Consider the following 18,635-nt stretch of genomic DNA (forward strand, 5'->3'; position numbering starts at 1 on the left):
TCCTTAACTTAGAAAGCCGCTTAACCTAAAAAGCCGCTACGCGCGAGCAGATCCATAGTAACTTCTGACTGCTTATCTGCTGCTTTGTCACCTAACATTAGACGCTCAAGATAACGAGCAATCACATCTACTTCTAAGTTCACCTTACGGCCAACTTTAAAAGCTTCCATTGTTGTTTCTGCCGCGGTGTGCGGCACAATGGTAAGCTTAAATTCATTGCCGCGAATAGCATTGATAGTCAAACTGATACCATCAATCGCCACTGAACCTTTTTCAGCTAAATATTTCGCAAGATGATCAGGGGCGCTCACCCAAAACTCGATAGCACGGCCGGTATGCTGACGTTCGATGATCTCACCAACGTTATCAACATGGCCTGAAACCATATGGCCACCAAAACGTGTTGTTGGCAGCATGGCTTTCTCTAGGTTAACTACTTGACCAGCTTTATAATCGACAAATGCAGTGCGCTTTAATGTTTCGAGCGATAAATCGGCAACATAACCATGACCCGTTAACTGCACCACAGTCAGGCAAACACCGTTAGTTGCAATACTGTCGCCTAACTTTACATCACCTAAATCTAAGTCACCTGATGCAACGGTTACCGAAATGTCTTCGCCTTTCGGGGTTAGTGCCGTAATGGTGCCGACTGCTTCAATAATACCTGTAAACATAACTATTTTTCCTTTCCGCAGATTACGGTGTTAAACCTGCCGTGATACGCCTGCTGTTATGCGAATATCTGGGCCTACGGTACGTACATCTGAAATCGTTAATTCTGGCACTTGGGCCATTGATGTTAAGCCTAATAAATCAATGAGACCACGGCTATCAGAGCCCATAAGTTTAGGGGCTTGATACAAGATAAGCTCATCGACCAAATTGGCTTTAATTAATGCCCCCGCCAAGCCTGCACCTGCTTCAACCCAAATATGATTGATGTCATGGTCACGCACTAGCTGTTTCATCAGCGCATTAAGATCTATCTGGGTGGAACCTGTACTCGAGGTGCCGGTGTTCGTGGTGTCATTACTCTCGGTATCTGCGCTCGGCACTATGATCTGCAAAACAGATTCAGGCCAAACGCGCTGGTCACGCTGACGACGCGCAATCAATGTCTGCCCTGATAATTGAGCAAGGCGGCAAGTTGGGGAAATGCGATTTTGGCTATCGATGATAATGCGCGTCGGTTGACGCAAATTGGCTTGAGGATAATCCGTTTGAATATCAGCGCTTAATTCTGACCAACGGACATTCAGTGATGGGTCATCAGCAAGCACTGTCGCACTGGTTGATAAAATCGCGCCAGCTTGGGCGCGGTAAGCTTGCACATCAGCGCGTGCATGCGGACTGGTGATCCACTTACTCTCACCATTGGCTAACGCTGTTCGTCCATCAAGGCTTGCCGCTAACTTTAATTGCACAAACGGCAACCCAGTTTGCATCCGCTTGATGAAGCCAGGATTTAAAGCAGCAGCGTCGGCTTCCAGCAGACCTGTTTGCACTTCAATGCCCGCCGCTTCTAAAATGGCGATGCCTCTACCTGCAACTTTCGGGTTAGGATCCACCATGGCACAGACAACCCGCGCAACATTGGCTTTGACTAATGCTTCAGCGCAAGGTGGAGTTCGACCATAGTGAGAACAGGGTTCAAGCGTGACATAAGCCGTTGCACCTTTGGCATGCTCACCCGCCTCGCGAAGTGCAAAGACCTCAGCATGGGGTTGCCCTGCTTGATAGTGATAACCTTGCCCAACAATGCGATCACCGTGAGCAATCACACAGCCAACATTGGGGTTAGGGGCCGTGGTAAAACGACCACGCTTTGCTAAGCGCAAAGCGTGTAACATCATGGAATGATCTAGAGAAGAAAACATGCGTGGCTACTTTTCTAATTTAGCGATTTCTTCGCCAAACTCTCGAATATCTTCAAAGCTACGATATACAGAGGCAAAACGAATATATGCCACTTTATCAAGCTCCTTTAACGCTTCCATGACTAAATTACCTATCATGTCAGACGGCACTTCACGCTCCCCTGTCGCACGCAGTTGAGACTTAATGGTATTGATTGCTTTTTCAATATCATCGGCGCTTACAGGGCGTTTTTCTAACGCACGTTGAATACCACCACGCAACTTATCTTCGTTGAATGGATCACGGTTACCGTTAGTTTTTATTACACGCGGCATCACCAACTCAGCCGTTTCAAACGTTGTATAACGTTCGTTACAAGCTAAACATTGACGACGACGACGTACTTGGTGGCCATCAGCAACCAAGCGAGAATCGATTACTTTGGTGTCATTCGCACCACAAAAAGGACAGTGCATCGTGCCTCCTCATTTTCGTCGAATCAGTGTACCGCATTTCAAACGTTTATTGAGTATATATCCGCGGTTTTTATGCTTATTTACTGCCTTATCATTCCTCAACGCAAAACGGCACCTTAAAGGTGCCGTTTATTTATACGCGAGATATGAAATTAAGCGTAAACAGGAAGACGCTTACAAATGTCTAATACTTTCGCTTTCGTAGCTTCAATCACGGCAGGGTTCTCGATATCGTCAAGAATGTCACAAATCCAACCCGCAAGTTGTTTAGTATCTTCAGCCGAGAAGCCGCGACGTGTGATAGAAGGCGTACCGATACGGATACCCGATGTAACAAACGGGCTACGTGGATCGTTTGGTACGCTGTTCTTGTTCACCGTAATATTTGCAGCACCTAGTGCAGCATCAGCTTCTTTACCTGTGATGTTCTTATCGATTAGATCAACAAGGAACAGGTGATTCTCTGTACTACCCGAAACGATGTTGTAACCACGCTCTAAGAACTCACCAACCATTACTTTTGCATTTTCAACAACGCGCGCTTGGTATTCTTTAAACTCAGGTTCCATGGCTTCTTTGAACGCTACCGCTTTTGCAGCAATAACGTGCATCAGTGGGCCACCTTGACCACCAGGGAAAACTGCCGAGTTCAGTTTCTTGTATAGGTCTTCGCCTTCAGAAGAAAGAATAAGACCACCACGTGGACCTGCAAGCGTTTTGTGGGTTGTTGTTGTAACAACGTGCGCATGCGGTACTGGGTTCGGGTAAACACCCGCGGCAATTAGGCCAGCAACGTGTGCCATATCAACGAAGAAGTACGCGCCAACTTTGTCTGCGATTTCACGCATACGCGCCCAATCACACACTTGAGAGTATGCCGAGAAACCACCGATGATCATTTTTGGCTTATGCTCTACAGCCAGAGCTTCCATTTCTTCGTAATCAATCTGACCCGCTTCATCAATACCGTAAGGGATAATGTTGTAAAGCTTACCAGAGAAGTTAACAGGTGAACCGTGGGTGAGGTGACCACCGTGCGCAAGGCTCATGCCTAGAACGGTATCGCCAGCATTAAGCAGTGCCATGTAAACAGCGTTGTTCGCTTGAGAACCTGAGTGAGGCTGTACGTTTGCGTACTCTGCACCAAACAGCTGACATGCACGATCGATAGCAAGCTGCTCTGCTTTATCTACGAACTCACAACCGCCGTAGTAACGCTTGCCAGGGTAACCTTCAGCATATTTGTTAGTTAGCTGAGAACCTTGTGCTTCCATTACACGTGGGCTTGTGTAGTTTTCAGAAGCAATCAACTCGATGTGCTCTTCTTGACGTGCAGTTTCTTCCTGAATAGCTGCAAATAGTTCAGCGTCGTAATCGGCAATATTCATGTCGCGCTTTAGCATCTGTATCTCCTGACTCAGATAGGTATAACCACAAAATTCTAACAAAAACTGGATTCACGCAAAGCGAGTAACCATGCGGACGCAAACGTTTTCGTCTAACCAGTAACTGATGCCACATTTTACATAAATTGATCTAAATCAGATACCCTTCAAATTACTTTTTATTGCATTTCTTCATGTTTATTTTCAATGTCACCATGAATTCTTTTCATATTGGTTACAATTTAAGTCAAAAGAAGCAATATCAAAGAAAGAGATTTATCAAGAAAGCCATCAAAATTAATATTTACAACTCCGTATAAATATCGTTACACCTCATAAAAACCTCCTACTGCCACCCTCTTCTTTCTTGTCATAAATGACTATATGATGCGCCCCAATACATCATACATTTTCACCTATCCTGCCGCGCAGTAAGCCTTAATCAGCATCAACTGAATACGGTGATCCAAGGAGCTATTTTTGAGCAGTAACAAGCATTCTATTTTAGAAAACATCATTGCGATTCTTACTGGTACTTTCGTCGTTGCCCAGGGCGTATTCTTTCTTCAACAAGCCGATTTACTGACAGGTGGTACAACGGGTCTTGCCTTGCTAGCGAGCCAATTTATCGACCTATCGTTTGGCCAGTTGTACTTTATGATGAACTGTCCTTTCTATTTAATGGCTTGGTTCCGTATGGGGCGCGGCTTTGCAATTACGAGTGTGTTATCTGGGGGCTTGGTATCAATTATTACCGACAACCTTCACCATGTACTGGAAATCAGCCGTCTTGAACCGCTTTACTGTGCTTTGATCGGAGGCGTGTTAATGGGATTAGGGATGTTAATCCTATTTCGTCATAAAACCAGCCTAGGTGGTTTTAATGTGCTGGTGTTGTTTCTACAAGAAAAGATGGGCTGGTCAGCAGGAAAACTGCAAATGGGTATTGATTTCAGCATACTGGTTGCCTCTTTCTTCCTTGTTAGCCCAATGATCCTGCTGTTCTCAGTAGTCGGCGCCTTCATGCTAAATTTAGTATTAGCAATGAACCACAAGCCAGGTCGCTATAGCAGTGAGCTAAAAGCACAAGCAAGTTAATCTTAGCGCTTCTGGTTTACAGGGCTATACAATCGGAAATGTAAAAAAGAGGTCGCTGCGCACGACCTCTTTTTTTGTGATTGTATTATAGAATAAATCAAGCTTCCTTATAATACGATAAGCAACGCCTCACTTGAGTGAGGTTGCTTGACCCATCTTAATCTACCAACTAACTACGATCTATGAGTGTAATTAATAGTTAAAACATTATAATCGTCAGCTTCTGTATTTTTTGGAACTGAAGTATGCAACCTATTAAGTATAGGGCAGATGTCGACGGGTTGAGAGCTGTCGCTGTCATCGCCGTTATTATCTTTCATTTAAACCCAGCATGGTTGCCTGGCGGGTTTGTTGGTGTCGATATCTTTTTTGTTATCTCTGGCTTTATCATAACGACATCGCTATACCCAAATATTGATTCCAATGTTTTTTCTTTTTCTGATTTTTATCTCAAGAGAATTAAGAGAATACTGCCTTTATTTTACCTGGTCGTCTTTTCTAGCTTGGTTATCGCCTATATTTTTTTCTTGCCAAATGACCTCATAAACTATGCTAATAGCATGAGGTATGCGAGCGGATTCATCGCAAATATCTACTTTGAAAAACAATCAGGGTACTTTGCGCCTGCTTCCGACTCACTGCCACTGTTGCATATATGGTCTTTATCACTGGAAGAGCAGTTTTACTTTATATGGCCGATACTCTTATTGTGCTGTACAAAACTCCTGCCTAAACAGCACCTGTTAAAAATATTAGTCGCCTCATTTATTGGCTTAGTCTGTTATTCGCAATACTCAACCCTGATGTCCTCTTCATCAGCATATTATTTATTACAAAGCCGTGGCTTTGAGCTACTTGGTGGTGCAATATTAGCCATAGCTAGCATATTAAAACGTGAGCGTAATATTCACTTTTCGCCATTCACTCACAACCTCGTCGGCATTATTGGTTTTACGTCTATAATCGCGATGTTTATTACGTACCATAAAGGGATGATTTTCCCTGGGTTTTCAGCTCTCTGGGTTGTATTAGTTACCTGCTTAGTGATCTTCTCTGGCGAACGTCAGGATAGTCGAGTATTTCAGCTATTAAGTCATCGTAAAGTGGTTTTTGTTGGTACTTTATCTTACTCACTTTATCTATGGCATTGGCCTGTACTGGCCTTTTATCGTTACTTTTATAACTCTTTTACCTATAGCGACATGTTGCTATGCATTACTCTAATAATTGTGCTTTCGTTACTCTCTTGGAAGTTTGTTGAAAAACCACTCCGTCATACAAAAATACAGTCACGCTGGGTAGTCTTATTTTATTTAGTTTTACCTATCATCCTGTCGATTTCTATCGCCAAAAATATCGTTGGAAATAAAGGCTATGCCGATAGATTTCCCAATGACGTCGTCGAATTTTACCAAGTATCACTGGATGAATTTAAGTTCCACAAAGATGAATATAAAATTTTGGAGAGTGAGGCCCCCTTTCAACCAACATTACTTGGTACTCAATCTAACGGACAACAAAACTTAAATGCCTTTCTTTGGGGAGACTCTCATGGCGGACACTTCAGAAGTGCCGTTGATATTCTGGGGAAAGAATATGGCTTTTCAGCCTTGTATGGTGGCCTCGGCGGATGCCCTCCTCTACTGGGGGCTAGCTTATTAAAAGGTGGAAGACCAGAAACACTATGTACCGATAATAATGATGAATTAGCTAAAGTCATCGCACAATCAACTGTGAAATATGTATTTCTCGCAGGGCGCTGGTCGATGTATACCGAAACAACACGAGCAGTAGGGGAAAGAGGGGCTCGTGTATATCTAGGTATGGGCGATGACTATTCAGAAAGCATTGAAAATAGTCGCCATACATTCTCTAAGAGTTTAGAAGCTACGGTTAAGTTTCTGATTGAAAATGGGAAAGTACCGATCATTTTTGATCAAGTTCCTGCATACAACTTTAACCCAAGTAATTGCTGGTTAAAAAAATCGATATACGACTCTTTTAATCATGAAAATTGCAATATCCTTCAGGAAGATGTCAATAAAAGACAGAAAGTACACAAAGAGATATTGAATCAATTAGCGAAACAGTACCCTGAAATCATTATCATCAACACACAATCAGTCTTATGTGATGGTGATATTTGTAAAAGTAAGCTTGATGGCGTCCCACTCTACAATGATAACAATCACTTGAGTTATGAAGGGGCAAGAGTTTTGATGAAAGACTATTTACAACAAAAAGCGTCTTCCAGACTAAAAGCTACATTAGGACAATGATAATAAGGTGGTGTAACCGCCACCTTTATCAATCACTTTCGATTGGAAACACTTCTTGAAAATAGTTGGAAGATTTCGTTCAAGAGCGCGGGTTTTATAGCGTTCAAATCACCTGTGGATAAGGTGTTTCATTCTCTGGCAAAGAGGAAGCGCGGAGTTTATAAGCATAAATGAGCACTTCCGATACAGCCAGAGGATGAAACAACGACGCCAGATTTAGATCGCGTCTTCGTCCTCTTCACCGGTACGAATACGAACAACGCGCTCTACATCAAACATGAAGATCTTACCGTCACCGATTTTGCCTGTTTGGGCGATTTCGATAATAGTTTCTATGCATTGCTCTGCCACTTCATCTGCTACAACAATCTCAAGCTTCACTTTCGGTAGAAAGTCGACCATGTATTCTGCACCACGGTAAAGCTCGGTGTGGCCTTTTTGACGCCCAAAACCTTTCACTTCAGAGACTGTCATCCCAGTGATGCCAACTTCGGCCAAAGCTTCACGTACATCATCGAGCTTAAATGGCTTAATAATGGCTTCGATTTTTTTCATTTTCTCGTCGTCCTTTTTGAGCGGAGGCTAATACAGTGATTATCTCAGAAACGCCTACTGTGCCTCAATGTATTTAAGCACTTAGATCACAAAGGATCACCGTCAATGCGAGTTAAGATCAACCGGTGAGTCCATTTTTTTCAATAGTAAAAAGACAGCATAGAACAAAATACCGATATTAAGGGCAAGCACGATATAAGCTCTTATTTCAACAGGAAAGAATAACGGCACAAATGGCACTAAGCTAATACTAAAAAACATGGTCGCGGCGGGTATAAAAAAATACAGCGGCAAAAAGCCCCAATGACGGCCATTCAATAAACCAACACAGGCCAGAATGCCAGACATCAGTACCAAGACGGCAATTACCACAGGTACGATACCCAATTGATTATAGCTAAACGCCAAAATAAACGCGTCGATATTGCGTAGCAAACAAACGGTAACAATGCAGCCCAACACACGTAGTGCCAGTGTGGATGTATATTGTTTTACGGTATCCAATGCGTATTTCATCCTTGAAAGTACAACTGCAGCCTGAAACCACCAACTCCATGTGATACAGACTGTGATCCGTGTACATAACGCTAAATGATAAGCCGTGCATTTTAAGAGGAACATAATAATGACTCAACACCAAACTCAACAATTTGGGCAACTGCTCAACTTTTCCAATAATTCTCACACTTTTTTTTGCTTTAAAACAAAAAAACCGCAGCTAAGCTGCGGTTTTTATTGGTTTCGTGATAACCAGCTAATTAGCCAATGTTAACGCGTGCGTTACGGAACATACGCATCCACGGGCTGTTTTCACTCCAGTCATCTGGGTGCCATGAGTTAGCAACCGTGCGGAATACACGCTCAGGGTGCGGCATCATGATAGTTACGCGGCCATCTTGGGTTGTCAGGCCTGTAATACCGTTTGGCGAACCATTCGGGTTAGCCGGGTAGTTTTGCGTCACATTACCAAAGTTATCAAGGTAACGCAGTGCCACTGTGCCTGATTGTTCAATCGCAGCAAGGTGCTCAGCATTACGAACTTCAACACGACCTTCACCATGGGAGACAGCAATCGGCATACGAGAACCCGTCATTTCATTGAAGAACAAAGAATCACTCTTCTGCACTTCAACTAAGCTAAAGCGCGCTTCAAAACGCTCAGACTCATTGCGTACGAAACGTGGCCATAGCTCTGCGCCAGGGATCAAATCACGTAGGTTTGACATCATCTGACAACCGTTACACACACCTAAGGCTAGGGTGTCGTTACGATGGAAGAAGGCTTCAAATTGGTCACGTGCCATGTTGTTGAACAAGATAGACTTCGCCCAACCTTCACCCGCACCCAAGACATCACCGTACGAGAAACCACCACATGCAACTAGGCCATTGAAACCATCGAGCTTCACATCACCCGATAAGATATCGCTCATGTGAACGTCTTTTGCTTCAAAGCCAGCACGGTCAAACGCAGCAGCCATTTCAACGTGTGAGTTGACACCCTGCTCACGCAAAATAGCCATTTGTGGTTTCGCGCCCAGGTTAATAGCAGGCGCAATAAACGGTGCAGCCACATCTTCGTTAATGTCAAATGTTAGCTTGGTGTTTAGACCTGGGTCGCTGTTGTCTTTCTTCGCTTCAAACTCTTGCAATGCTCCTGCTGGATTATCACGCATCGCTTGCATTTGGTACGTTGTTTCAGCCCAAATAGTACGAAGTTCAGTACGGCTTTGCTCTAGCACTTGGTCGTTACCGTTCCAAATACGAACAATGTCTTCATCAACCACAGTACCTATGATGTGGCTACATGCTTCTAAGCCATTTGCAGCCAACACAGCGAGTACTGCTTCTAGATCTTCAGTGCGAACCTGTAGCACCGCACCCAACTCTTCGTTGAATAAGGTTGCTAGCACATCTTCACACGCATCACCGTCTGTGGTGTTCAAATCAACTTCAACACCAGTGTGACCCGCAAACGCCATTTCTGCTAGCGTCACGTATAAACCACCATCACCACGGTCATGGTAAGCCAACACTTGCTCATCACGTACTAGTTGTTGAACAGCAGTGAAGAAGCCTTTCAGTAATTCAGGGCTATCAACGTCTGCTGGCTTATCACCAAGCTGCTTGTAAACTTGCGCCAGTGCTGTCGCACCTAGGCGGTTTTGACCACAACCTAAATCGATAAGCACTAGGCTTGAATCGCCTTTATCGGTACGCAGCTGAGGCGTAACTGTTTTACGTACATCTTCAACACGACCAAAAGCAGTAATCACTAGCGATAGCGGTGACGTCACTTCTTTGTGCTCACCGTCTTGTTCCCACTGGGTTTTCATCGACATCGAGTCTTTACCCACAGGAATGGTTAAGCCAAGTGCAGGACACAGCTCTTCACCAATCGCTTTCACCGCTTCGTACAGACCTGCATCTTCACCTGGGTGGCCCGCTGGTGACATCCAGTTAGCTGATAGGTTAATGCGCTTCATGTCGCCAATATCGGCACTTGCGATGTTAGTAATCGCTTCACCTACCGCTAAACGCGCTGATGCACCAAAATCAAGCAATGCAACAGGAGTACGCTCACCCATCGACATCGCTTCACCATGGTAAGTATCGTAACTTGCCGCTGTTACTGCACAGTTAGCAACAGGTACCTGCCATGGACCCACCATTTGGTCACGAGCCACTAGGCCAGTAACAGTACGGTCACCAATGGTAATAAGGAATGTTTTCTCGGCTACAGCAGGTAGACGAAGTACGCGTTGAGTCGCTTCTTCTAAATCAATACCTGAGCGGTCAATAGCTTGGCCTTGCACTTTTTGCGTTTTCACATCACGGTGCATTTTCGGCGCTTTGCCCAATAGGATATCCATTGGCATATCAATTGGCGTATCGTCGAAATGGCTATCTTCTAGCGTTAGGTGACGCTCTTCCGTCGCTTCACCAACTACGGCGTACGGCGCGCGCTCACGCTTACAAATTGCATCGAAAGCAGCCATGTTTTCGGGCGCGATGGCCATCACATAGCGCTCTTGCGATTCGTTACACCAGATCTCTAGTGGGCTCATGCCTGGTTCGTCATTAGGCACATCACGTAGCTGGAATTTACCGCCACGCTCACCATCATCAACCAGTTCAGGCAATGCATTTGAGATACCACCTGCACCCACATCGTGGATAAAGGCGATTGGGTTGTTTTCCCCCATCTGCCAACAACGGTCGATCACTTCCTGACAACGACGTTCCATTTCTGGGTTTTCACGTTGTACTGAAGCAAAGTCTAAATCTTCAGCCGACTGGCCCGATGCCATTGATGAAGCCGCACCGCCACCCAAACCGATGTTCATTGCAGGACCGCCCAGTACGATAAGCTTCGCACCAACAGGGATCTCTTTCTTCTGAACATGCTCGGCACGGATATTACCCATACCGCCCGCAATCATGATTGGTTTGTGGTAACCACGTACTTCTTCACCGTTGTGTGACGTCACTTTTTCTTCGTAAGTACGGAAGTAACCCAATAGGTTTGGACGACCAAATTCGTTATTGAATGCCGCGCCACCTAGCGGGCCTTCTAGCATAATATCTAACGCATTAACGATACGGCCAGGCTTACCAAAATCGGTTTCCCAAGGCTGTTCAAAGCCAGGAACACGCAAGTTAGAAACGGTAAAGCCAACCAGACCCGCTTTAGGTTTACCACCAATCCCCGTTGCACCTTCATCACGGATTTCGCCGCCTGAACCTGTTGATGCGCCCGGCCAAGGTGAAATAGCCGTTGGGTGGTTATGCGTTTCGACTTTCATCAAGATGTGTGCCGCTTCTTGATGGTAGTTATATTGACGAGATTCTGGATTCGGGAAGAAACGCCCCACTTCCGAGCCTTCCATTACCGCTGCATTATCTTTGTAAGCAGACAGCACGTGCTCGTGGTTCTTCTCGTAAGTGTTTTTGATCATCTTAAACAATGACTTTTCTTGATCGACACCGTCAATCGTCCAGTCAGCATTAAAGATTTTATGACGACAGTGCTCTGAGTTCGCTTGAGCAAACATCATCAGTTCAATGTCATTTGGGTTACGACCTAACTTAGTGAAGTTTTCCACTAAGTAGTCAATTTCGTCTTCTGCTAATGCCAAGCCTAGCGTTACGTTGGCTTCTTCTAGGGCTTTGCGGCCACCAGCAAGGATATCAACAGATTTTACAGGCGCAGGTTCAGCTTGAACAAATAAAGCTTGTGCGGCTTCAAACTCACCGAAAACCACTTCCATCATACGGTCGTGGATCAAGCCTTTTAGCTCTGCAAGGTGTTCATCGGTTAATGTTGCAGTGGCTTCTACGTAATATGCCGTACCACGCTCTAAACGCTTAACATGTGTTAAGCCACAGTTGCGGGCGATATCGGTAGATTTAGAAGACCATGGCGAGATAGTGCCAGGGCGTGGCGTTACCAGCAGCAAGGTGCCAACTGGCTCATGCTCGGCAATCGTTGGACCGTAGGTCAGCAGGCTCGCAAGCTTGCTTTGCTCGTCAGCAGTAAGAGGCGCTGATAAATCAGCGAAGTGCATGAACTCGGCATAGATGCCAGTCACAGGCAGACCTAATTCGCGACAACGCTCTAATAGCTTATTAACGCGAAACTCAGATAGTGCGGGTGAACCACGCAAAATTTCCATGTGCGAACGACTCTCGATTAGCAGTTGAATGAAGGTGATATTGATCTAGTTATTTCAGCCCTATTGGCGCAATAACCACATCAATGTCACCTTTTTCAGCACTTACACGACTTCAGTTTCAAGGTGTATGGCTCATGTATTGGCCGTAGTATAAGGGAAATTGTTTGGCGACGTAACACTTGACGCAACCGTTTGCGTGTTTTTTTTTCAATCATCCTCAGTTTCAGCATAAAAACAGCATTTTTCGATCACTTCCATAGCATTATTGCCACAAAACTGACCAGCAATATACACTTTGTTGATTAGCTCAATTGCTATATTGAGCACATGATTACTATCAGGTTACTTTGAGGATCCGCCGTCATTTGGTATAAAGAACACCAAACTATAACGATGAGCATGTATATTTGAACAGTCATTCATTCAATATCCGCTTTAAGACCTTGCTGCTAATTACCCTAGCCTGCCTCGGACTCAGCGGATGTAAATGGCAAAGCCAACCTCAGGACGATTTAGAACGCATCCGCGAAAGTGGTGTTCTTCGTGTTGGCACGCTGAATAATCAGCTTTCTTACTATATAGGTAGTGATGGCCCGACAGGCCTTGATTACGAACTCGCCCAGCGCTTTGCCAAAAAGCTGGGGGTTAAGCTTGAAATGCAACCTATGTTCACCCTCTCTGGGCTTTTCCCTGCTTTAAAGCGTCATGATGTTGATATCATCGCGGCTGGACTCACTATCACACCCGATCGTATCGAGGCATTCAAATCAGCGCCAGCTTATTACTTTGCAAGTCAAGTCGTGGTGTACAAAAAAGGCAATTGGCGCCCACGTAAACCCAGCGATCTGGCACTCAATAAAGGCAGCTTAAAAATTGTTGCAGGCTCTAGCCACGAAAAACGCTTACTGCAATTAAAAGAGCTCTACCCCGATTTAACCTGGGAAGCCTCTGATGATACCGACAGTGATGAACTGCTGCGATTAGTTGCAACGGGGGAGTTGAACTTTACGGTCGCTGACTCTGTTGATGTCGCTTTACTTCAGCGCATTCACCCTGATATCGCGATTGCAATGGAGCTAACCGAAGATGAACCCATTGCTTGGTTTGTCAATCAATCGCCTAACGACAACCTATATGCACTGTTGATTGAGTTTTTTGGCGAGATCCAACAAAGCGGCGAATTGGCCAACCTAGAAGAGAAATACTTCGGCCATGTTGATTCTTTTGATTATGTCGACACCCGTGCATTTTTACGGGCGATTGAGAAGAAACTGCCACGGTGGGAAGCGTTATTTAAGCAATATGCCAACGAGTTTGATTGGCGCTTGTTAGCGGCACTGTCTTACCAGGAATCACACTGGAATCCACGTGCAGTATCACCAACCGGTGTTCGCGGCATGATGATGTTAACACTGCCAACGGCCAAATCGGTTGGGGTTAATAATCGCTTAGATCCAGAACAGAGCATTCGCGGTGGCAGTGCCTATTTGCGCAAGATGATTGCCCGTGTCCCTGACAGCATCGAAGAGCATGAGAAAGTGTGGTTTGCCCTTGCCTCATACAATGTCGGTTTTGGCCATATGATGGATGCTCGCCGCTTAACCAAAAAGCAAGGCGGTAACCCTGATGCATGGAGTGATGTGAAGCAACGCCTGCCACTGCTGCGTCAACGCAAATACTACAGCCAAACACGCTATGGTTATGCTCGTGGTGATGAAGCGCTCAACTATGTTGAAAACATTCGTCGTTACTACCAAAGTATCATTGGTTACGAACAAGCACACAGCCAACCCGTGCAAGGTAAAGGTGTTGCAAATGTCGATGGTTTACAAATCATTCAAGTGCCCCAGAAACAAGCAGGGGTGCTAAATGAAAATACAGCTTCAGAGTCGCCAACAACTAGCGGCACTCCTACCCAGTAGCGGATAAATCATACTAAATCCACGATCGCCAAAAGCCTGTTAGACCAACAGGCTTTTTTATTGCAACCAAGATAATAAGCGCCATTTTCTTTCAAAACACATCGCTCAATTTAGCAGCAACCTCACACTCAGTGTGATAAATAATGAGAGCTAACACTAGGCTTTTCGATCCTTATCGTCTCTTGTTACGTACGACAGAGTAAAATTAAACAAGATACGATATGCGCGGCATAGGGAGACAAAATGAAATTATTTAAACGGAAATCAGCCAACTCTGCATTACAGAAAAAGATCACCTCTGCAGCGACGCGCCGTAAACGCCTTAGTATTAATGTGCGTCGCAAAGTGTTATGGCGCCAGCGTAGTTACTCATTAGTTCAATTAGGCGAAGTAATGTAATCACAGGCGTGTCTTTATGGGGTGACTGAAATCACCTAAGTTAACCACAACTGTAATGCACAGTATCGAAACCAGTATTAAAAAAAAGCTCAGTTTGATGATCAAACTGAGCTTAATGATAGCGCATTGATAGCCAGTACCAATCACTTGTTATAACAGTTTTTTATCTGCATCTAATGCGCGACGCGCTTGTTTTTCTGCTTTCTTTTCCGCACGACGACGCTTAAAAAAAGCTTGTAACTGCGCTCGGCATTCTTGCTCTAACAAACCCGATTCACACATTACATGATGATTGACTTGCTCGTAGCTCAGTAAATTCATAATACTACCCGCAGCGCCAGTTTTAAGATCGGGGGCGCCGTACACCACCTTACCAATTCTGCAATGCACCATCGCGCCTGCACACATAGGGCACGGCTCTAAGGTGACATACATAACTGCATCGAGCAGACGGTAGTTTTGTACAACTTTGCCGGCTTGACGCAATGCCATGATCTCAGCATGGGCTGTCGCATCATGCTGGCCGATAGATCGATTCCAGCCTTCGCCAATCACCTGACCATCGAGCACAACCACCGCCCCAACAGGCACTTCCCCTTCGGCTTCAGCGTTACCTGCAAGTTCAATAGCGCGACGCATGTACTGCTCGTCTAATTCATCCTGAATCGGGGGCTGGTTAGGTTCTTGCTCAGTCACTGTCTCTCTCATCTTACAAGCATCATTTGGGGAGCAGGATTATATAATTAACCCAGCTGTTGCGCGAGGTAATCCACTAACATCCGTACTTTCGGTGAAAGGTGACGGTTATGTGGATAGAGTGCCCAGATTCCTTCTTCGGGCTCTTGGTACTGCGTCAGTACCGCCACTAAATTGCCTTTAGCTAGATCATCACTCACGTAATAATCAGGTAGTTGGGTAAGCCCGAGCCCTTTGCACACAGCATCTAACAAGCCATAACCACTATTACACCGTAGGCTACCATCCACTTTGATCGACTTCTCTTTACCTTGATCTTGAAAACGCCAATGATCGTGATTCCCCACTAAACAGTTATGCTGGTGCAATTCAGATAACGAGTGCGGTATACCGTACTTCGCTAAATAGTCCGGTGAGCCACACACAAACTGAGTCCGTGTAGTTAGGCGTTTCGCCATCATAGTCGAACTGGATAATCGGCCAAGGCGAATCGCCAAGTCGTAGCCTGCTTCCACCAAATCGATTTGCTGGTTGGTTAAATCCACATTAATGGAAACATCAGGATAAAGCTGCTGAAAGTCATTAATCAGCGGCATGATAAATTGTTCGCCGTAAGTAACTGGAGCCGTGAGTTTAACCAGCCCTTGGGGCTTGTCTCGCAGGCTAGTGATCGCCCGCTCCGCTTCTTCCAAGCCATCTAACACTTGACGACAATGACGATAATAAATCGCCCCTTCTTCCGTTAACGATACTTTACGCGTGGTGCGATAAAACAACTTAGTACTAAGCCGGCCTTCGAGTGCGCTGATCTGACGACTCACTTGGGCCGTTGAAATACCAAGCTGCTTAGCGGCACTGGTAAAGCTTTCACGCTCAGCAACGGCCACAAACTCCATTACACCTTCCCACAGAAACATTATTACACCTGAGTAAAAGTAATTTGATAATTAGGGTAATTATCATTCATGTAGAAATAAATACAATAGCCTCATCAAAACAAACGATAGCGCTTTCACGAATAGTGATTAAAACCTTCGTTGTTCTCACTTTTATCTTCTACTGTCTATTAGTACGAAGCTGAGTGTGACTCATAACAACAGACCTAGCGTCTTAAAGAGAGAATGAAAATGTCTGACCAATTTATTAAATCAAAAGCAGCCATTGCTTGGGGCCCTAACCAACCATTATCTGTTGAAGAAATTGACGTGATGTTGCCACGTGCTGGTGAAGTACTGGTACGTATCATCGCAACAGGTGTTTGCCATACCGATGCATTCACCCTTTCAGGTGACGATCCTGAAGGTATTTTCCCAGCAGTACTAGGCCATGAAGGTGGCGGTATTGTTGAACAAGTCGGTGAAGGCGTAACAAGCGTGCAAGTGGGCGATCATGTTATCCCACTTTACACCGCTGAATGTGGCGAATGTAAATTCTGTAAATCAGGTAAAACCAACCTTTGTGGCGCAGTACGCGAAACACAAGGTAAGGGCCTAATGCCTGACGGTACAACACGTTTCTACAAAGATGGTCAGCCAATTTACCACTACATGGGCTGTTCAACTTTCTCTGAGTACACTGTACTGCCTGAAATTTCACTGGCTAAAGTCAGCAAAGAAGCACCACTAGAAGAAGTGTGCCTACTTGGTTGTGGTGTCACAACAGGCATGGGTGCAGTCCTTAAAACGGCTAAAGTACAAAAAGGCGATACTGTAGCTATCTTCGGCCTTGGTGGTATTGGTCTATCTGCCATTATTGGTGCAACCATGTCTGGCGCTAGCCGCATCATTGGCGTTGATATCAACGAAAGTAAATATGAGCTTGCGAAGAAACTTGGCGCAACAGATTGCATCAACCCGAACGACTACGACAAGCCAATCCAAGAAGTGATCGTTGAGATGACAGACGGCGGTGTAGACTTCTCGTTCGAGTGTATTGGTAACGTTAACGTTATGCGCTCTGCACTAGAGTGTTGCCATAAAGGCTGGGGCGAATCAGTGATCATCGGTGTTGCAGGTGCAGGCCAAGAGATCTCTACGCGTCCATTCCAATTAGTAACTGGTCGCGTATGGCGTGGTTCTGCATTCGGTGGTGTTAAAGGCCGCTCTGAACTGCCTGAGATTGTTGAACGTTACATGGCTGGTGAATTCGCATTGAATGATTTCATCACTCACACTATGGGCCTTGAAGACATCAACCATGCCTTTGACCTAATGCACGAAGGTAAGAGTATTCGTAGCGTTATCCACTACGATAAGTAACCGCTCCTCCTCGTTCCCGATATTCATCCAGCACTGCTATTGCAGTGCTGTTTGTTCTTTATATTTAGTTTAACCACTTATTTCTTTTTATTTTTCGTATCAGCACTTCAACATTGAGAGCCGACCATGACATTAGAAAACATCAGTGCCAATAAAAGCTTTGGCGGCTGGCACAAGCAATATACTCACCGCTCAACGGCGCTAAACTGTGATATGCGTTTTGCTATTTTCTTGCCACCACAAATTGCACAAGGTCAGCAAGTTCCAGTCCTCTACTGGCTATCAGGCTTAACCTGTACCGATGAAAACTTCATGCAAAAAGCAGGCGCACAACGTCTCGCCGCTGAATTAGGTATGGCCATTGTGGCACCAGACACCAGCCCACGCGGTGAAGGGGTACCTGATGATGCTGATGGCAGCTACGATTTTGGCTTAGGTGCTGGGTTTTATGTCAACGCAACAAAAGCACCGTGGCACCGCCATTACCGCATGTATGAATATGTGGTCTCTGAGCTGCCTGCGCTTATTGAAGCTAATTTCCCAGTGACAAGCCAACGTGCAATCAGTGGTCACTCTATGGGTGGACACGGGGCATTAATGATCGGCTTGAAAAACCCAGAACGTTATTCTTCTATCTCTGCGTTTAGCCCTATCACTAATCCAATCAACTGCCCTTGGGGACAAAAAGCCTTTACTGGCTACTTGGGTACCAGCCAAGAAGATTGGGCACAATACGACACCACTGAGCTAATGAAGACCAGTCAAGTGCACCTACCCGCTTTGGTGGATCAAGGCACACAAGATAATTTCTTAGCAGAGCAATTAAAACCACAAGCCTTGCTAGATGCCGCAGAACAAGTGGATTACCCACTAGAGCTACGCTTACAAGAAGGTTTTGATCACAGCTATTACTTTATCTCGAGTTTTATTGATGATCACCTACGTTTCCACGCGAAACACCTAGGTTTATAGCCCGTAGCGCCCTATGCAAAAAAAATAGCCCAGCAAATGCTGGGCTATTTTGTATCTAT

15 protein-coding genes are annotated in these 18,635 nt (G+C 45.1%); 6 read left to right on the forward strand and 9 right to left on the reverse strand.

Annotated features, from left to right (window positions below):
- Window positions 1-20: 20 nt before the first annotated feature.
- The 4 genes from L4C35_RS08425 to glyA all read right to left on the reverse strand — a co-directional run bounded on the left by L4C35_RS08425 (window position 21) and on the right by glyA (window position 3,739).
- The gene (locus L4C35_RS08425) at window positions 21-677 is read right to left on the reverse strand and encodes a riboflavin synthase (protein WP_428462467.1); all 657 of its coding nucleotides are present in this window, start codon (window positions 675-677) and stop codon (window positions 21-23) included.
- Between the two features lie 30 nt (window positions 678-707).
- Window positions 708-1,880 carry a bifunctional diaminohydroxyphosphoribosylaminopyrimidine deaminase/5-amino-6-(5-phosphoribosylamino)uracil reductase RibD gene (gene ribD, locus L4C35_RS08430; RefSeq protein WP_428462468.1) on the reverse strand — a complete coding sequence of 391 codons (1,173 nt, stop codon included), beginning with the start codon at window positions 1,878-1,880 and terminating at the stop codon, window positions 708-710.
- A 6-nt stretch (window positions 1,881-1,886) separates the two neighbouring features.
- A complete protein-coding gene (gene nrdR, locus L4C35_RS08435; protein ID WP_428462469.1) occupies window positions 1,887-2,336 on the reverse strand; it encodes a transcriptional regulator NrdR in 450 nt (149 codons plus the stop codon).
- A gap of 152 nt (window positions 2,337-2,488) precedes the next feature.
- Window positions 2,489-3,739 carry a serine hydroxymethyltransferase gene (glyA, locus tag L4C35_RS08440; protein ID WP_428462470.1) on the reverse strand — a complete coding sequence of 417 codons (1,251 nt, stop codon included), beginning with the start codon at window positions 3,737-3,739 and terminating at the stop codon, window positions 2,489-2,491.
- Between the two features lie 462 nt (window positions 3,740-4,201).
- Between glyA and L4C35_RS08445 the strand changes: the two genes are divergently transcribed.
- Window positions 4,202-4,819 carry a YitT family protein gene (locus tag L4C35_RS08445; RefSeq protein ID WP_428462471.1) on the forward strand — a complete coding sequence of 206 codons (618 nt, stop codon included), beginning with the start codon at window positions 4,202-4,204 and terminating at the stop codon, window positions 4,817-4,819.
- Window positions 4,820-5,064: 245 nt separating this feature from the next.
- Entirely contained in the window at window positions 5,065-7,098 is a 2,034-nt protein-coding gene (locus L4C35_RS08450) for an acyltransferase family protein (protein WP_428462472.1), read from the forward strand.
- 216 nt (window positions 7,099-7,314) lie between these two features.
- On the opposite strand, the gene glnB is transcribed toward L4C35_RS08450, so the two are convergent.
- The 3 genes from glnB to purL form a co-directional block, all read right to left on the reverse strand.
- Window positions 7,315-7,653, reverse strand: coding sequence for a nitrogen regulatory protein P-II (gene glnB / locus L4C35_RS08455; RefSeq protein ID WP_048898126.1), 339 nt, complete (start codon window positions 7,651-7,653; stop codon window positions 7,315-7,317).
- Window positions 7,654-7,755: 102 nt separating this feature from the next.
- Entirely contained in the window at window positions 7,756-8,157 is a 402-nt protein-coding gene (locus L4C35_RS08460; protein ID WP_428462473.1) for a hypothetical protein, read from the reverse strand.
- 254 nt (window positions 8,158-8,411) lie between these two features.
- Window positions 8,412-12,329 carry a phosphoribosylformylglycinamidine synthase gene (purL, locus tag L4C35_RS08465; RefSeq protein ID WP_428462474.1) on the reverse strand — a complete coding sequence of 1,306 codons (3,918 nt, stop codon included), beginning with the start codon at window positions 12,327-12,329 and terminating at the stop codon, window positions 8,412-8,414.
- Window positions 12,330-12,736: 407 nt separating this feature from the next.
- Between purL and mltF the strand changes: the two genes are divergently transcribed.
- Both mltF and L4C35_RS08475 read left to right on the forward strand, forming a co-directional pair.
- Complete coding sequence (gene mltF, locus L4C35_RS08470; RefSeq protein ID WP_428462475.1) at window positions 12,737-14,251, forward strand: membrane-bound lytic murein transglycosylase MltF; 1,515 nt, start codon at window positions 12,737-12,739, stop codon at window positions 14,249-14,251.
- Between the two features lie 243 nt (window positions 14,252-14,494).
- Window positions 14,495-14,650, forward strand: coding sequence for a hypothetical protein (locus L4C35_RS08475; RefSeq protein WP_428462476.1), 156 nt, complete (start codon window positions 14,495-14,497; stop codon window positions 14,648-14,650).
- 150 nt (window positions 14,651-14,800) lie between these two features.
- Here L4C35_RS08475 and tadA read toward each other — a convergent pair whose 3' ends face one another.
- Both tadA and L4C35_RS08485 read right to left on the reverse strand, forming a co-directional pair.
- Window positions 14,801-15,346, reverse strand: coding sequence for a tRNA adenosine(34) deaminase TadA (tadA, locus tag L4C35_RS08480; protein ID WP_428462477.1), 546 nt, complete (start codon window positions 15,344-15,346; stop codon window positions 14,801-14,803).
- A gap of 47 nt (window positions 15,347-15,393) precedes the next feature.
- Window positions 15,394-16,263 (reverse strand): LysR substrate-binding domain-containing protein, encoded by an 870-nt coding sequence (locus tag L4C35_RS08485; RefSeq protein WP_428462478.1) that lies wholly within the window; start codon window positions 16,261-16,263, stop codon window positions 15,394-15,396.
- A gap of 210 nt (window positions 16,264-16,473) precedes the next feature.
- Between L4C35_RS08485 and L4C35_RS08490 the strand changes: the two genes are divergently transcribed.
- Both L4C35_RS08490 and fghA read left to right on the forward strand, forming a co-directional pair.
- The gene (locus tag L4C35_RS08490; protein ID WP_428462479.1) at window positions 16,474-17,604 is read left to right on the forward strand and encodes an S-(hydroxymethyl)glutathione dehydrogenase/class III alcohol dehydrogenase; all 1,131 of its coding nucleotides are present in this window, start codon (window positions 16,474-16,476) and stop codon (window positions 17,602-17,604) included.
- A gap of 126 nt (window positions 17,605-17,730) precedes the next feature.
- Window positions 17,731-18,576: an S-formylglutathione hydrolase gene (gene fghA, locus L4C35_RS08495; RefSeq protein ID WP_428462480.1), complete on the forward strand. Its 846-nt coding sequence runs from the start codon at window positions 17,731-17,733 to the stop codon at window positions 18,574-18,576.
- Window positions 18,577-18,635: the final 59 nt, after the last annotated feature.

It is taken from the genome of Photobacterium kagoshimensis (assembly GCF_050337045.1).
GTDB classification, from domain to species: domain Bacteria; phylum Pseudomonadota; class Gammaproteobacteria; order Enterobacterales; family Vibrionaceae; genus Photobacterium; species Photobacterium kagoshimensis.

Coding starts and splice junctions, on each gene's coding strand:
- glyA (WP_428462470.1), bottom strand. CDS start 3,739: ATGCTAAAGCGCGACATGAATATTGCCGATTACGACGCTGAACTATTT.
- L4C35_RS08450 (WP_428462472.1), top strand. CDS start 5,065: ATGCAACCTATTAAGTATAGGGCAGATGTCGACGGGTTGAGAGCTGTC.
- nrdR (WP_428462469.1), bottom strand. CDS start 2,336: ATGCACTGTCCTTTTTGTGGTGCGAATGACACCAAAGTAATCGATTCT.
- fghA (WP_428462480.1), top strand. CDS start 17,731: ATGACATTAGAAAACATCAGTGCCAATAAAAGCTTTGGCGGCTGGCAC.
- L4C35_RS08485 (WP_428462478.1), bottom strand. CDS start 16,263: ATGTTTCTGTGGGAAGGTGTAATGGAGTTTGTGGCCGTTGCTGAGCGT.
- L4C35_RS08475 (WP_428462476.1), top strand. CDS start 14,495: ATGAAATTATTTAAACGGAAATCAGCCAACTCTGCATTACAGAAAAAG.
- purL (WP_428462474.1), bottom strand. CDS start 12,329: ATGGAAATTTTGCGTGGTTCACCCGCACTATCTGAGTTTCGCGTTAAT.
- ribD (WP_428462468.1), bottom strand. CDS start 1,880: ATGTTTTCTTCTCTAGATCATTCCATGATGTTACACGCTTTGCGCTTA.
- L4C35_RS08490 (WP_428462479.1), top strand. CDS start 16,474: ATGTCTGACCAATTTATTAAATCAAAAGCAGCCATTGCTTGGGGCCCT.
- L4C35_RS08425 (WP_428462467.1), bottom strand. CDS start 677: ATGTTTACAGGTATTATTGAAGCAGTCGGCACCATTACGGCACTAACC.
- glnB (WP_048898126.1), bottom strand. CDS start 7,653: ATGAAAAAAATCGAAGCCATTATTAAGCCATTTAAGCTCGATGATGTA.